Genomic DNA, 14,678 nt, shown 5'->3' with positions numbered 1-14,678 from the left:
CTGAAGAGGGCCGGGCAGCGCGGGACACCCCGGCGGCTCGGCTCCGTATACCTCGACGGTGCCCGTGCGCCGGCGGGATGCCGGGCACGTGAGCCGGTCACGATCCGTGCGGGGCATTCCGGCTCACCGTCTCCAGGACGGCTCACGGTTGCGGGTCAGCGCCGGATTCGCACCGGCTTCCCCCCGTACGGCTGTGATACGACGCGGCCACTCTACCCGCCCGTAGAACGGGCGTCCGGGGCGGCCGCGTGCGCGGGGAGAGGCACGGACGCGGGAGGTGACGAGGGTCACGGCACCCGTGAGACGGCCCGCACCCGAGGGACGGGTGCGGGCCGAGGGGGGTGCGGGTACGTCAGGAGGCGGTGCAGGCGCCGATCTGCGGCGGGGACGTGGCGGAGCCGTTGACGGTGAAGCCGAAGCTGGTCGAGGCGCCGGCCGCCAGCGAGCCGTTCCAGGTGGAGCGGACGGTCATCACGTTGCCGTTGTAGGTGGGTGACCCGTTCCACACCGAGACCACCTGCTGCGACGACCCCAGGGTGAGGGTCACGCTCCAGCCGGAGATCGGGGAGCGGCCCGCGGTGATCGTCACCCTGCCGTTGTAGCCGCCGTTCCACTGCTCGGCCGTGGTGTAGGCGGCGGTGCAGGCCGCGTCCGGGTCACCCGGGTCCCCCGGGTCGCCGCCGGGGGCGCCGCCCAGCGCGCTCAGCACCGCGTCGTACGCGGGCTTCTTGTTGTAGTTGTCGTCGAACAGCAGCGGGGTGCCGCTCGCCCGCCACGAGTACTTGTCCGGGATGCCCCACACCGTGATGCCGGTGCAGCGGCTCACCGCCAGGCAGGCGCGGACGACGTTGCCGTAGTCGGCGGCCTGGGCCTGGCCCGAGCCCTCGATGTCCAGCTCGGTGATCTGGACGTCCACGCCGAGGTCCGCGAAGCGCTGGAGGTTGGCCTGGTAGTCGGACGGGACGGGGGAGTTGGGGTTGAAGTGGGACTGGAAGCCGACGCAGTCGATCGGCACGCCGCGGGCCTTGAAGTCGCGGACCATGGTGTAGACGGCATTGCTCTTCGCGTTGACGCCGTCGGTGTTGTAGTCGTTGTAGCAGAGCTTGGCGTTCGGGTCGGCCGCGCGGGCGGTGCGGAACGCCTCCTCGATGAAGCCGTCGCCCAGCTTGTCCTGGAAGGGCGAGGAGCGCCGGGCGCCGCTGCCGCCGTCCTGGAACGCCTCGTTGACCACGTCCCAGGAGTGGATCTCGCCCTTGTAGTGGGTCATGACCTGGGTGATGTGGCTGTTCATCGCCGTGCGCAGGTCGCTCGCGCCCAACTGGGACACCCAGTTCGGCAGTTGTGAGTGCCAGACCAGGGTGTGCCCGCGGACGTCCATGCCCTGGCTCTTGGCGTGGTCGAAGATCTGGTCCGCGCGGCTGAAGTTGAAGGAGCCCCGGCTCGGTTCGAGGGCGTCCCACTTCATCTCGTTCTCGGCCGTGACCGAGCTGAACTCGCGGTTCAGCGTGGCCACGTACTGCGCCTCGCCGAGGTGGTTCGCGGAGACGGCGGCGCCGAAGTAGCGGCCCTTCTCGGCCGCGGCGGCGCCCAGGGTGTCGGCGGCGTGGGCGGTGCCCTGGGGGAGCGCGGCGAGGGCGCCCGCGGTCAGCAGGGCGGTGGTGGCGGCGCTCAGGGCCGCGCGCAGCCGGCGCCGCGCGCGGGGGACGGCGCCTCCGGCTCTCCTGTGTGGCTCTGTCGTTCCCTTTCCGATCATGCGCATGTCATCCCTTCTCCGGCGGGTCCCGTGGTGCGGATCGGGTGAGCGTGGTGCGGTGGGGGTGGCGCTGATGACACTGCCTGCGGCACTGCGGTACTGCGGTACGAAAATTTCGGACTCGGCTCCGAATGGCTGCGGTGACGATACGGAGGGCGGAACGGGTGGTCAACCGTTCGCGCACGCCGGATATGGACCTGGACGAAGAGGGGCCGGTGAGGGAGGTGGGCGACCGGGGGCGGAAGCGCTTTCGAAATTTTCGTCAGCTCTGCCGGGAGCGCGGCGGCGCCGTCAGGTCGATCAGCCGGCACACCGTTTCGATGTCCGCGCCCACCTGCTCGATGGAGGCCCGCCCCGACAGCCAGGTGATCAGCGTCGAGTGCCAGGTGTGCCCGATCACCCGCACCGCCGACAGTTGTTCGGGCGTCGGGTCGGCCAGGTCCGTCGCGTCCAGGATGATCGCCGTCGTCCGCCGGAAGACCTGCTCCACCTCCGCGCTCACACTGCGGTCCGCGAAGGTCAGCGCCCGCACCATCGCGTCGGCCAGCAGCGGGTCGCGCTGGAGCGCGCGGAACGCCCGCATCAGCGTCCCGGCGACCCGCTCCGCCGCCGTCTCGCCGGCCGGCGGCTTCTTCCGCAGCGTCGCGTGCAGATGCTCCAGCTGGTCCTGCATCGTCGCCACCAGCAGATGGATCTTCGACGGGAAGTACCGGTACAGCGTGCCCAGCGCCACCTGCGAGGACTCCGCGACCTCGCGCATCTGCACCGCGTCGAAGCCGCCCCGCGAGGCCAGCCGCGCGCACGCCTCGAGGATGCGCCGCCGCCGGGCCTCCTGCCGCTCCGTGAGCGGGGAGGCCGGCTCGGCGCGCCCGGCGTCCGGCGCCGCCTTGGTCCTGTGGGCATCCGCGGGCATGGGTCCCGTCCGTGACAGTCGGTGAGGATCGATGATCGGACAGCATGGCACGGCGTCCGCCGTGGCGTGAATCACCTGATCCACCGCTGCCGACGTTCTTACCTGCCGGTAGATTCGGTTCCTCCGAACGATCAACTCTGAAACTTGTTCTAGATCGGCGTCCCGTCGTACTGTCGCGGGACAGTGCAGGCAGAAGGGGGTCCCAGAGTGACCGCTGAGGCCAGTCAGGCCGGGCCCTCGGCAGGCCCCGCATCCGACGGCTCGCGACCGCTCCGCATCGCGCTCCTCACCTACAAGGGAAACCCGTTCTGCGGCGGCCAGGGCGTCTACGTGCGCCACCTCTCCCGCGAACTGGCCAGGCTGGGGCACCGCGTCGAGGTCATCGGCGCCCAGCCCTACCCGGTGCTCGACGAGGGGTACGACGGGCTGAGCCTCACCGAGCTGCCCAGCCTCGACCTCTACCGGCAGCCGGACCCCTTCCGCACTCCGAAGCGCGACGAGTACCGCGACTGGATCGACGCCCTCGAGGTCTCCACCATGTGGACCGGCGGCTTCCCCGAGCCGCTGACCTTCTCGCTGCGCGCCCGCCGCCATCTGCGCGCCCGCCGCGGCGACTTCGACGTCGTCCACGACAACCAGACCCTCGGCTACGGCCTGCTCGGCGGCCTCGGCGCGCCCCTGGTGACCACGATCCACCACCCCATCACCGTCGACCGCCGTCTCGAACTGGACGCCGCCGCCGACTGGAAGCGCCGTCTGTCGGTGCGCCGCTGGTACGCCTTCACCCGCATGCAGAAGCGCGTCGCGCGCCGGCTGCCGTCCGTGCTCACCGTCTCCGGCAGCTCCCGCGCCGAGATCGTCGAGGACCTCGGCGTACGGCCCGACCGCGTCCACGTCGTCCACATCGGCGCCGACACCGACCTGTTCTCCCCGGACCCGTCCGTCGCGGTCGTCCCGGGCCGGATCGTCACCACCTCCAGCGCCGACGTGCCGCTGAAGGGCCTCGTCTTCCTCGTCGAGGCGCTCGCCAAGGTGCGTGCCGAACAGCCCGGCGCCCACCTCGTCGTGGTCGGCAAGCGCCCCGCCGAAGGGCCCGTGGCCCAGGCGATCGAGCGCTACGGCCTCGAAGGCGCCGTCGACTTCGTCAAGGGCATCTCCGACGCCGAACTCGTCGACCTGGTGCGCTCCGCGCAGGTCGCCTGCGTGCCGTCGCTCTACGAGGGCTTCTCCCTCCCGGCCGCCGAGGCCATGGCCACCGGCACCCCGCTCGTCGCCACCACCGGCGGCGCCATCCCCGAGGTCGCGGGACGCGACGGGGAGACCTGCCTGGCCGTCCCGCCCGGCGACGCGGGCGCCCTGGCCGCCGCCCTCACCCGGCTGCTCGGCGACGACGGTCTGCGCGCCCGCCTCGGCGCCGCCGGACGCGACCGGGTGCTGGCCAACTTCACCTGGGCGCGCGCCGCCGAGGGCACCGTCGCCCGCTACCGCGAGGCCATCGAGACCGCCCGCGCCGGCCGGGGCACGGCCCCGCGCGTGACGACCCCGGCCCCGCAGGCCCCGGCGCCCGCGGGCCCCGGCCTCATCCCCGACGCTCTCGCGGACACGGGCGGCGTACCCGTGACCGCGGCCGACACCTCCGACCGTGAAAGCAGGGCCACGTGCTGACCGTCGACTTCTCCCGGTTCCCGCTCGCCCCGGGCGACCGCGTGCTGGACCTCGGCTGCGGCGCCGGACGGCACGCCTTCGAGTGCTACCGGCGCGGCGCGCGGGTCGTCGCGCTGGACCAGAACGGCGAGGAGATCCGCGAGGTCGCCAAGTGGTTCGCGGCGATGAAGGAGGCCGGCGAGGCGCCCGCCGGGGCCACCGCCACCGCCATGGAGGGCGACGCCCTCGCCCTGCCCTTCCCCGACGAGTCCTTCGACGTCGTCATCATCTCCGAGGTGATGGAGCACATCCCCGACGACAAGGGCGTGCTCGCCGAGATGGTGCGCGTGCTCAAGCCGGGCGGCCGCATCGCGATCACCGTCCCGCGCTACGGCCCGGAGAAGGTCTGCTGGACCCTGTCCGACGCCTACCACGAGGTCGAGGGCGGCCACATCCGCATCTACAAGGCGGACGAACTCCTCGCCAAGATCCGCGAGGCGGGCCTGCGCCCTTACGGCACCCACCACGCCCACGCCCTGCACTCGCCGTACTGGTGGCTGAAGTGCGCGTTCGGCGTCGACAACGACAAGGCGCTGCCGGTGCGCGCGTACCACAAGCTGCTGGTCTGGGACATCATGAAGAAGCCGCTGGCCACCCGGGTCGCCGAGCGGGCGCTGAACCCGGTGATCGGCAAGAGCTTCGTGGCCTACGCGACCAAGCCGCACCTGCCGCGCGCCGAGGCGGACGCCACGTGACGACCTCCCGGCCGGCCGGCGACCCCCGCACCCCCAGCTTCGAACACCTCGTCCTCACGGGCGTGCTGACGCCCGGGCAGGCGGCGCAGACCGTCGCCGGCATCCTCGCCGTGCAGCGGGAGGACGGCGCCATCCCGTGGTTCCGGGGTCACCACCTCGACCCGTGGGACCACGTCGAGGCCGCGATGGCGCTGGACACGGCGGGCGAGCACGAGGCGGCCGAGCGGGCCTACCTGTGGCTGGCCCGGCACCAGCTCGACGACGGCTCCTGGTACGCGGCCTACGCCGACGGGGACCCGGACGACGTCACCGACCGGGGCCGGGAGACCAACTTCGTCGCCTACATCGCGGTCGGCGTGTGGCACCACTACCTCGCCACCGGCGACGACACCTTCCTGGACCGCATGTGGCCCGCCGTGTGCGCGGCCGTGGAGTTCGTGCTGAGGCTCCAGCAGCCCGGGGGGCAGATCGGCTGGCGGCGCGACGACGACGGCACGCCCGCCACGGACGCGCTGCTCACTGGCTCCTCCTCCGTGCACCACGCCTTGCGCTGCGCTCTCGCGATCGCCGAGCAGCGCGAGGAGCCCCAGCCGGACTGGGAGCTGGCCGTGGGCGCGCTGCGGCACGCCATCCGGCGCCACCCCGAGCGGTTCCTGGACAAGGACCGCTACTCGATGGACTGGTACTACCCGGTGCTCGGCGGCGCGCTGACCGGCGCCGAGGCGAGGGAGCGCATCGACGAGGGCTGGGAGCGGTTCGTGGTCCCCGGCCTCGGGGTGCGCTGCGTGGTGCCCAACCCGTGGGTGACGGGCGGCGAGTCGGCCGAACTCGCCCTGGCCCTGTGGGCGACGGGCGAGTCCGACCGCGCGCTGGAGGTGCTCCAGTCGATCCAGCACCTGCGCGATGCGGAGAGCGGCCTCTACTGGACGGGCTACGTCTTCGACGACGACGCCATATGGCCCCGCGAGCTGACCACCTGGACCGCGGGGTCGCTGCTGCTGGCCGTCGCCGCCCTCGGCGGTCACGAGCCGACCTGCGCGGTCTTCGGCGGGGAGCAGCTGCCGAAGGGCATGGACCCGGACTGCTGCCCGGACGCCTGACCCGCCCGGCCCGGGACCGCCCGGGTCAGTGGCGGCGGAGGCGGCCGGCGATGGCGTGGCCGATGAACAGGTAGACCACGGCGGCGAGTCCGTAGCCGAAGACGACCCGCGCCCACTCCTCGTCGAAGGTGAACAGGTCACGCGACCAGGCCGCCAGCCAGTTGGCCGCGTCATGGACGAACCGCACCAGGTCGTTGGCCCGGTTGGCGTCCAACAGGTACATCAGAATCCACAGTCCGAGGATGACGGCCATCACGTCCGCGATCACCGCGATGACCGTCCCCGCGGAGGTGGAACCAGAGCGATATCGAGGGGACATGGTGTCCGTCTGGCCCCGAACGCCCGCTTGAAACCAGGAACGCCCGGGACCCGTACGGAAGTTCGGCGGTGGCCCGGCTCACCGGTGGGTGAGCAGCAGCCGCCAGGCCTCCGGGCCGCGCTGCTGGTACTCCACCGAGAAGACACCGGGGTGCCGCTCCTCGATCTGCCGCAGCAGCGGCAGCGGGTCGTGCGGCGCCACGAGCAGCATGGCCCGCCCGGCCGGCACGGCGCCCAGCGCGCCGAAGACCGTCGCGTGACGCAGCGCGTGCGGCACCTCCCGTACGTCGAGTTCGGGCACGTCGGCGTCGTCCGAGCCACCGCAGCCGCACGACCCGCCGCAGCCGCCGCCCGACGGCTCGCCCTCGCCCCCGGCCTCCTCGCCGCCGCCGAGCAGTTCGTGCATGCCGCCCAGCAGGTCGGCCAGTGAGATGTCCGGGGCTCCGGCCAGGAGCGGCAGGACGAGGTCGTTCTCCTTGTCCAGGTGCTCCTCGAACAGCACCTGGAGGGCCCGGCCGTCGGCCGCCGCGCGCACCGCGGATCCGGTCCCGCGCAACGCGTCGACCAGGGCGGCCAGCCTGCGGTGCTCGGCGAGCATGCCGTCGATGAGGAGACGGGCCTCGGGCAGGTCGCGGGCGGCGGCGTACAGCGTGCTCTCCTCGGCGACCGCGTGCGGGAGCAGATCCCGGTCGCAGAAGGCGACCAGTCCGGTGCGGACCTCCTCGGCCTCGGCCGGGTCGCGGTCCGCCGCGGCGACCAGCATCGCCACCCGTCCGGCGAGCTCACCCGCCAGCTGCGCGTGATGGGCCTCGACGGCTTCGACGGCCGCCGCGTCCTCGGGGTCCGATGCGAGGGTGAGAGTGCTCATCAGGGGGCCGTTCCTTCCAGCCGTCGACGACCCGTCCGATCGGACCGGGCCGGTACCTGCAATATAGTACGGACATGACCGTGGAAAATAACGGACCGTTTCCCGGCAGCGGAGCACGGCGCGTCCCGCTGTCCCGGCAGCGCGCCGCCGTCCTGCAGTACCTGCGCGGCCAGTCCGGTCCCGTCACCGCCACCGCCCTCGCCCAGGTGTGCGCGCTGCACGTCAACACCGTCCGCGAGCACCTGGACGCCCTGGTGGAGGACGGTCTGGCGGCCCGCGAGCGGTCCGCCCCCGCCGGACGCGGCAGGCCCGCGTGGCGCTACCGGGCCCGCCCGCCGCAGGAGTCCCCGGCCCGGGAGTACGCCGGACTCGCCGCCGTACTGGCCGCGCGCATCGCCCGCACCAGCGCCGATCCGCGCGCGGACGCGCTGGCCGCGGGGGAGGACTGGGGACGCGTCCTGACCGCCGGGCAGGAGCCGTCGGCGGACCCGCGTCAGGCGCGCGGGCGGCTGCTGGACCTCCTCGGCGAGATCGGCTTCGCACCGGAGGCGGACGCGGAGGCGCGCCGCGTCCGGCTGCCGCGCTGCCCGTTCGTCGAGACGGCCCGCGAGCATCCCGGCGTCGTCTGCGGCGTCCACGAAGGGCTGGCCCGCGCCGCCCTCGCCGCCCTGAGCGAGAACCCCCAGGAGATCGAACTCCTCCCCTTCGCCGAACCAGGCGCCTGCCGCCTCCACCTGGACACCGGCACGGTGGCGGGCGGGCGCCCGCGTCCGGGCGGCGGCGAGCCGGGGGAGGCCTCATGACCCCCGCCGGCCCGGCCGCCCGCCGCGCGGGCGCCCGCCGGGCGCCTCTGCTGCTGGCCGCCGGTGTCTGCCTGCTCGCCGGTCTGGACGCCGCCCTCGTCCTGCTCGGGCTGCCGGCCCCGGTCACCGGCGACCGTCTGCCGCAGGTCCACGGGGTGCTGCTGGTCCTCGGTTTCGCCGGCACGCTGGTCGCACTGGAACGCGCGGTCGCCCTGGGCGGCCGCTGGCCCCACCTCGCCCCCGCCGCGCTCGGCGGCGGGGGCCTGCTGCTGCTCACCCCCGTGGACCTGGCCGTCCCGCGGCTGCTGCTCGTCGCCGGGGCCACCGTCCTGACCGTGCTGTACACGCGGTTCTGGCAGCGGCAGCCCGGCCCCGCCCTGATCGCCCAGGGAGCGGGCGCCGTGTCGGCGCTCGGCGCGGCACTCCTGTGGCTGGGCGGCCTCGACGTCCCGCGCCTGCTGCCCTGGCTGGTCGCCTTCCTCGTCCTGACCATCGCGGGCGAGCGGCTGGAACTCGCCCGGGTGGCCCTCCTCGCGCCGCGCGCGGAGCCGGCCTTCCTGGCGTGCGTCGGCGCCGTCGTCACCGGCGTCGTCACCACCCTGTTGTGGCCGGCCGCGGGCACGCTGCTCCTCGGCGCCGCCCTGCTCGCGCTGGTCGCGTGGCTCGTCGTGCACGACGTCGCCCGCCGGCTGCTGCGCTCCACGGGACTGCCCCGTTTCTCCGCCGCGTGCCTGCTCGCCGGATACGCGTGGCTGGGCCTGGCCGGCGCCCTGTGGCTGCTGGGCGGCCCGGTCGCCGAGGGGAGCCGTTTACGACGCCGTCGTGCACGCCGTGTTCCTCGGCTTCGTGATGTCGATGATCATGGCGCACGCCCCGGTGATCCTGCCCGCCGTCCTGCGCCGCCCGCTCCCGTACCACCCCGGGCTCGCGGTGGCGGCCTGGCTGCTGCACGGCTCCCTGATCCTGCGCGTGGTCGTCGGTGACCTGCGGGAGATACGAGGGGCGTGGCAGCTCGGCGGGGCGCTCAACATCGCCGCGGTACTGCTCTTCGTGCTGACGGCGGCGACCTCGTCGGTGACCGCGACCCGGCGTGCGGCCGCCGTCTCCACCACGACGCCGCCCGGTCCCGACGCCGGCCCCGTCCCCGTGCCCGCCGACCCGAGGAACGACCGGTGACCGCGCACCTGTCCTCCCCCACGGCGAAGGGACCCGCCCCGAAGCCCCCCGGCCGCTCCCCGCGTGCCCTGTGGCACCTCGGCGTCAACGCGATCGTGGTGGCCTGGCTCGCCCTGTTCGCGGTGGCCGGCAGCGCCCATCACTTCCTGCCGCACGCCTCCTGGCTGCTCGTCCACACCCTGCTGCTCGGGGCGGTCACCAACGCCGTCGTCATCTGGTCGGGGCACTTCGCCGCGTCCGTGCTGCGGCTGCCGGAGGCCAACCGGGGCACGCCCGCGGCCCTGCGTCTCGCCTGTCTGAACGCGGGGGCCGTCGCCGTGATCGGGGGCATGTTCCTCGACCGATGGCCCGCCGTGCTCGTCGGCGGAGGTCTGGTCGCGGCCGCCGTCACCGCCCACGCTGTGTGGCTGGTGCGGCTCCTGCGCCGGGCGCTGCCCGGACGGTTCTCCATGACCGTGCGCTACTACATCGCCGCCGCCGCCCTGCTGCCCGCGGGCGCCGCGCTGGGCGTCCTCATGGCCCGCGGCGACCTCGGCGGTGACCTGCCGGAACGGCTGCTGCTCGCCCACGAGATGATCAACCTGCTCGGCTGGGTCGGCCTCACCGTGGCCGGAACCCTGATCACCCTGTGGCCGACGATGCTGCGCACCCGCGTGGCGGACGGCGCGGAACGGGCCGGCCGCCGGGCCCTGCCCGTGCTGCTCGCCGGCCTCGGCGCGGCCGTCGCCGCCGCGCTGCTCGCACCCCCACCGCTGGCCGCTCCCGGTGTTGTCGTCCACGCCGCCGGGCTGGTGATCGCCGGTGTCCCCTGGGTGCGCGAGGCGCGGACCAAGGCTCCCCGTTCCTTCGCCGCCTGGTCGGTGGCCGCGGGCAGCCTCTGGCTCGCCGGGTCCCTGCTGCTCCTGGCCGGCATCCTCCTCTCCACCACGTCCTGGGTCACGGTGGGGGAGCGCACGGCGCTGCTCACCGCGCCGCTCGCCGCCGGCTGGATCGCCCAGGTGCTGCTCGGCGCCCTGAGCTTCCTCGTGCCGGTGGTCCTGGGCGGCGGCCCCCTGGCCGTGCGCGCGGCCACCGCCGGACTCGAACGGGCCTGGCCCGCCCGCCTGACCATCACCAACGCCGCGCTGCTGCTCTGCGTCCTCCCGGTGCCGTCCGTGGTCCGGGTGGTCTGCTCGGTGCTGCTGCTGGCGATGCTGCTGTACTTCCTCGTCCTGCTGCTGCTCACCGTCGTACGGAGCCTGCGGAACCGGCGGAACGCGGGGGCCGAGCCGGTACCTGCGCGGGCGCCCGCTTCCGCTCCCGCGCACCGGGTGCTCGGGGGCGTGGCCCTCGGCCTCGCCGTGGTGATGCTGGCCGTCGCGGGCGGCGGCGCGGCGGACGTGCGGTCGCTGCCGGTCCTGGAACGGTCCACGGCGACGAGCGCGGACGGCGGGGAGGTGACGCCGACCGGCCGCACCACCACGGTCGAGGTGACGGTACGGAACATGCGCTTCGCCCCGGCCGCCGTCGACGTGCCCGCGGGCGACCGCCTGGTGATCGAGCTGCACAACACCGGTACCGACACCCACGACCTGGTGCTGGAGACCGGCGCCCGCACCGACCGGATCGCCCCGGGGGAGCGGGCCACGCTGGACGCGGGCGTCGTCGGCCGGAACCTCGACGGATGGTGCTCGGTGGTGGGACACCGGCAGATGGGCATGGTGTTCGGGGTGCGCGTCACCGGCGGGGGAACCGCTCACGACCACGGCGGGACGGCGGCCGAGGGCACGGGCGAATCCGCCGCGGACGCCTTCGACCCGATGGCCGTACCGGCCGACGGCTTCACCGCCCGTGACGCCCGACTGCCGCCCGCCGCCGGAGGATCAGGTCCCCGGACGCACAGGCGGACCCTCACCGTGAAGGAGGCGGAGGCCGACGTCGCCCCCGGGGTGCGGCAGACGCTGTGGACCTTCGACGGAACGGCCCCGGGGCCCGTGCTGCGCGGCCGCGTCGGGGACACCTTCGAGATCACCCTCGTCAACGACGGGACCATCGGCCACTCCGTCGACTTCCACGCCGGGGCGCTGGCGCCGGACAGGCCGATGCGCACCATCCAGCCCGGCGAGTCGCTGACGTACCGCTTCACGGCCACCCGCAGCGGGGTGTGGATGTACCACTGCTCCACCATGCCGATGTCCCTGCACATCGCCAACGGCATGTTCGGCGCCGTCGTCATCGACCCGCCCGGCCTGCCGCGCGTCGACCGCGAGTACCTGCTGGTCCAGTCGGAGTACTACCTCGGCGAACAGAACGGCACCGCCGACCCCGCCAAGGTGAACGCCAAGGAACCCGACATGGCCGCCTTCAACGGGTACGCCAACCAGTACGACCACGACCCGCTGACGGCGAAGGCCGGCGAGCGCGTTCGGATCTGGGTGCTGGCGGCCGGGCCGAACATGCCGAGCGCCTTCCACGTCGTGGGCGGGCAGTTCGACACGGTGTTCCGTGAGGGCGCGTACGATCTGCGCCCCGGCGGCCCGGAGCGCGGCGGCGCGCAGGTCCTCGATCTGGCCCCCGCGGCGGGCGGCTTCGTCGAGCTGGCCCTGCCCGAGGCGGGCAACTACTCCTTCGTCACCCATGTCATGACCGACGCGGAACGGGGCGCGCACGGCGTCCTCCGCGTCCGCTGACACGACAGCGGCCCCCCGCCCGTGAGGGCGAGGGGCCGTGACGAGGACGGGACGGTGAATCAGCCGCGCTGGATGCCCGACGTGTCCTGGAGGACGCCGCGGCGGCCGTCCTGCGTCTGTGCGACCAGCGCCTGACCGCGCTGCTCCACCGCCAGGTACCAGGTGCCCGGGGCGAGTTCGGCGATCGGGGTGGGCGAGCCGTCCTCGGGGAACAGCGGACGCGGCACCGGAACGGCGAACCAGAACGGCGAGAAGTCCGCGGCGGGCGGCGCGACCGGCTGGCCCTGCTGCGGCTGACCGCCGCCGTACGGCTGGCCCGGCTGGCCGCCGCCGAAGGAGGCCGGCTGGGCGCCCGGGTAGCCGTAACCGCCGGGCGGCTGCGCGCCGTACGGCTGCTGCGGGGCGGCGGGGCGGGCGGCCGGGAGCAGCGCGCCCTTGAGCGCCGGCACCAGCGGCGTGGCCACGGCGGCGGCCGCCATCACCAGGGTGGCGACGAGCGCGAGGATCAGGCCGATGCCCGCGTCGGGGCCGTCGCCGGCGCCGTCGAAGTTGTCGGCGCCGCCCGCGGGGTCGAAGACGTTGCCCAGCGCGCTCCAGGCGGCGAACACCGCGAAGGCGACACCGAACGGCGCCAGTTCCAGACCGGCGACCTTGGGCGCCTGCGGCAGACCCCGGGCGACGACGATCAGGGCCGCGGCGATGAGGCCCGCCAGCACCACGCTCAGCAGCACCGGACCGCTCGCCCACAGGCTGGGGATGTCCACGCTGTCCGAGGCGCCTTCGATCGAGTACAGATCGAGGAACGACGCGATGAACAGCAGTACGGCTGCTCCGATCACCACGCCGTCGCCTCGAGTGAGGGAGCGGATATTCACTTCAGGTCCTTCGTAGGTCGTCTCGTCGTCGGAAGAGGCGTCGCTGTCACCAGGTCGCCCCGTAGGGTCCGGTGCGAAGCGCGGGGGTGGCCCCTGATCGTACGGACGACACTATCGTCCGCCGGATCGGGCTGTCCGCCCGGATCAGCGCGCTGATCCCTACCCGCGCAGGAAACTCACGATTCCCTCGGAAATCCCTTGCGCCGCTTTCTGCCGCCAGGCGCCGCTGGTCAGCAGCGCCGCGTCCTTGCTATCGCGCATGTTCCCGCACTCGATGAACACCTTCGGAACCGTTGACAGATTGAGACCGCCCAGGTCCTTCCGCGTGACGAGTCCGGTGCCGCCGCCGATGTAGTTGGACGGCGCGGTGCCGGTCACGCGCACGAAGTTGCCCGCGATGCGCTCCCCCAGTGCGCGCGAAGGCCCCACGATGGCGCGGGTGTCCGCCTCGCCGGCGTTCACCGGGCCGGGCAGGATCACATGGAAGCCGCGGTTGCCGGCGCCGGAGCCGTCGGCGTGGATCGAGACGACCGCGTCGGCCTTCGCCGCGTTGCCGATCCGGGCCCGCTCGTCCACGCACGGCCCGAACGGGCGGTCCCGGTCCTGCGTCAGCTTCACCGTCGCGCCCTGCCGTTGCAGGAGGGCACGCATCCGGTGGGCGACGTCCAGGGTGAACTCGGCCTCCGCGTAACCGTCGTCGGTCGACGTGCCGGTGGTGTCGCACTCCTTGCGGTGGGTGCCGACGTCCACCTGCCGGTTGATCTCCGCGGTGTGCTCGGCGTTCGTCGGGTTGTGCCCCGGGTCGATGACGACCACCTTGCCCTTGAGCGGGCCGGCCGCGGCGGGCGCGGACGCGGAGGGCGTCCGTGCGGCGGGGGACGTCCCGTCCTCCGCGGACGGCGAGGCGCTGCCGGCGGGGGACGAGGCGGCGGGCGACGGCGTACGGGGCGCGGCCGAGGGGGAGCCCTCGGCCTTGGCGCCCGCGCCCTTGTCGTCCGTGCCGCCCGTGGCCGCGTACACGCCCCAGCCGAGCAGCCCGCCGCAGACGAGCGCGGCGAGGGCCACGGTCAGCGGACCACGGCGGGAACGCCGCTCCGGGGGCGGATCGAAGTCGGGACCTGTGTACGACACGCAGCCACCCTAACGGTGCGCGGCGGCCGTACCCGTACGGCGCAGGACGCGCAGCGAACCCGTGGCGGAGACCTCCGTGAACTCCCCGGACGCCAGCGCCCGCTGGTGCACGCGGTACGGGGCCTGCCCGGTGAACTCGTCCACCGGGTCGGGGAAGACGTCGTGGATGACGAGCAGCCCGCCCTCGGCGACGTGCGGGGCCCAGCCCTCGTAGTCGGCGCTCGCGTGCTCGTCGGTGTGGCCGCCGTCGATGAACACCAGGCCCAGGGGGCGCCCCCACAGGGCGGCGATCTGCGGCGAGCGGCCCACGAGCGCCACCACGTGCTCCTCAAGACCGGCCCGGCGCAGCGTCCGCCGGAAGGTGGGCAGGGTGTCCATCACGCCCAGCTCCGGGTCGACCGTCTCCGGGTCGTGGTACTCCCAGCCCGGCTGCTGCTCCTCGCTGCCCCGGTGGTGGTCCACGGTGAGCGCGGTGACGCCGGCCGCGCGGGCCGCGTCGGCGAGCAGGATCGTGGAGCGGCCGCAGTACGTGCCGATCTCCAGCAGCGGCAGCCCGAGCCGCCCGGCCTCGGCCGCCGCGGCGTACAGGGCGAGCCCCTCGTCCAGCGGCATGAACCCCTTCGCCGCCTCGAACGCGCCCAGAATCCCAGGCTCCGGCGCCTTCACCATGGGG

At 73.9% G+C, this 14,678-nt stretch carries 14 protein-coding genes and 1 riboswitch; of the genes, 7 read left to right on the top strand and 7 right to left on the bottom strand.

Annotated features, from left to right (window positions below; translation table 11 throughout):
• Positions 1-92: 92 nt before the first annotated feature.
• Positions 93-228: riboswitch (cobalamin riboswitch) on the bottom strand.
• A gap of 124 nt (positions 229-352) precedes the next feature.
• Complete coding sequence (locus tag ACP7TJ_RS09400) at positions 353-1,753, bottom strand: endo-1,4-beta-xylanase (RefSeq protein ID WP_189910276.1); 1,401 nt, start codon at positions 1,751-1,753, stop codon at positions 353-355.
• Between the two features lie 262 nt (positions 1,754-2,015).
• Positions 2,016-2,666: a TetR family transcriptional regulator gene (locus ACP7TJ_RS09395; RefSeq protein WP_093767798.1), complete on the bottom strand. Its 651-nt coding sequence runs from the start codon at positions 2,664-2,666 to the stop codon at positions 2,016-2,018.
• Positions 2,667-2,873: 207 nt separating this feature from the next.
• Here ACP7TJ_RS09395 and ACP7TJ_RS09390 point away from each other — a divergent pair, with 207 nt between their 5' ends.
• The 3 genes from ACP7TJ_RS09390 to ACP7TJ_RS09380 are packed head-to-tail and all read left to right on the top strand — an operon-like array spanning position 2,874 to position 6,165.
• Positions 2,874-4,331 carry a glycosyltransferase family 4 protein gene (locus tag ACP7TJ_RS09390; RefSeq protein ID WP_427762772.1) on the top strand — a complete coding sequence of 486 codons (1,458 nt, stop codon included), beginning with the start codon at positions 2,874-2,876 and terminating at the stop codon, positions 4,329-4,331.
• Positions 4,325-5,065 (top strand): class I SAM-dependent methyltransferase, encoded by a 741-nt coding sequence (locus tag ACP7TJ_RS09385; RefSeq protein WP_019522471.1) that lies wholly within the window; start codon positions 4,325-4,327, stop codon positions 5,063-5,065. The genes ACP7TJ_RS09390 and ACP7TJ_RS09385 overlap by 7 nt, the downstream gene beginning before the upstream one ends.
• Positions 5,062-6,165 (top strand): prenyltransferase, encoded by a 1,104-nt coding sequence (locus tag ACP7TJ_RS09380; protein WP_093767800.1) that lies wholly within the window; start codon positions 5,062-5,064, stop codon positions 6,163-6,165. The genes ACP7TJ_RS09385 and ACP7TJ_RS09380 overlap by 4 nt, the downstream gene beginning before the upstream one ends.
• Positions 6,166-6,190: 25 nt before the next feature.
• On the opposite strand, the gene ACP7TJ_RS09375 is transcribed toward ACP7TJ_RS09380, so the two are convergent.
• On the bottom strand, positions 6,191-6,484 hold the full coding sequence (locus ACP7TJ_RS09375; protein WP_048457677.1) for a hypothetical protein: 294 nt from the start codon (positions 6,482-6,484) through the stop codon (positions 6,191-6,193).
• A gap of 78 nt (positions 6,485-6,562) precedes the next feature.
• Complete coding sequence (locus tag ACP7TJ_RS09370) at positions 6,563-7,351, bottom strand: DUF2249 domain-containing protein (protein ID WP_367495102.1); 789 nt, start codon at positions 7,349-7,351, stop codon at positions 6,563-6,565.
• 74 nt (positions 7,352-7,425) lie between these two features.
• Here ACP7TJ_RS09370 and ACP7TJ_RS09365 point away from each other — a divergent pair, with 74 nt between their 5' ends.
• Genes ACP7TJ_RS09365 through ACP7TJ_RS09350 form a run of 4 tightly spaced genes read left to right on the top strand, consistent with a single transcriptional unit; the run spans position 7,426 to position 11,999 of the window.
• Positions 7,426-8,154 carry a helix-turn-helix transcriptional regulator gene (locus ACP7TJ_RS09365; protein WP_167742947.1) on the top strand — a complete coding sequence of 243 codons (729 nt, stop codon included), beginning with the start codon at positions 7,426-7,428 and terminating at the stop codon, positions 8,152-8,154.
• On the top strand, positions 8,151-9,137 hold the full coding sequence (locus ACP7TJ_RS09360; protein WP_427762769.1) for a hypothetical protein: 987 nt from the start codon (positions 8,151-8,153) through the stop codon (positions 9,135-9,137). The genes ACP7TJ_RS09365 and ACP7TJ_RS09360 overlap by 4 nt, the downstream gene beginning before the upstream one ends.
• Positions 9,085-9,330, top strand: coding sequence for a hypothetical protein (locus ACP7TJ_RS09355; RefSeq protein ID WP_427762767.1), 246 nt, complete (start codon positions 9,085-9,087; stop codon positions 9,328-9,330). Before ACP7TJ_RS09360 ends, ACP7TJ_RS09355 begins: the two co-directional genes overlap by 53 nt.
• Entirely contained in the window at positions 9,327-11,999 is a 2,673-nt protein-coding gene (locus ACP7TJ_RS09350) for a multicopper oxidase domain-containing protein (protein WP_427762765.1), read from the top strand. Before ACP7TJ_RS09355 ends, ACP7TJ_RS09350 begins: the two co-directional genes overlap by 4 nt.
• Before the next feature lie 59 nt (positions 12,000-12,058).
• Here the strand turns inward: ACP7TJ_RS09350 and ACP7TJ_RS09345 are convergent, their stop codons facing one another.
• From ACP7TJ_RS09345 to ACP7TJ_RS09335, 3 genes are all read right to left on the bottom strand, one after another.
• Positions 12,059-12,874: a DUF5336 domain-containing protein gene (locus tag ACP7TJ_RS09345; protein ID WP_093767803.1), complete on the bottom strand. Its 816-nt coding sequence runs from the start codon at positions 12,872-12,874 to the stop codon at positions 12,059-12,061.
• Positions 12,875-13,033: 159 nt separating this feature from the next.
• Positions 13,034-14,005, bottom strand: a complete 972-nt coding sequence (locus tag ACP7TJ_RS09340; protein WP_093767804.1) for an N-acetylmuramoyl-L-alanine amidase — start codon at positions 14,003-14,005, stop codon at positions 13,034-13,036.
• Between the two features lie 9 nt (positions 14,006-14,014).
• The gene (locus ACP7TJ_RS09335; RefSeq protein ID WP_093767805.1) at positions 14,015-14,674 is read right to left on the bottom strand and encodes a class I SAM-dependent methyltransferase; all 660 of its coding nucleotides are present in this window, start codon (positions 14,672-14,674) and stop codon (positions 14,015-14,017) included.
• Between the last annotated feature and the right edge of the window lie 4 nt (positions 14,675-14,678).

The organism is Streptomyces sp. DSM 41931 (genome assembly GCF_050271085.1).
In the GTDB taxonomy this organism is placed as follows: Bacteria; Actinomycetota; Actinomycetes; order Streptomycetales; family Streptomycetaceae; genus Streptomyces; species Streptomyces albogriseolus.
This window is presented reverse-complemented; position numbering and strand designations above follow the sequence as displayed.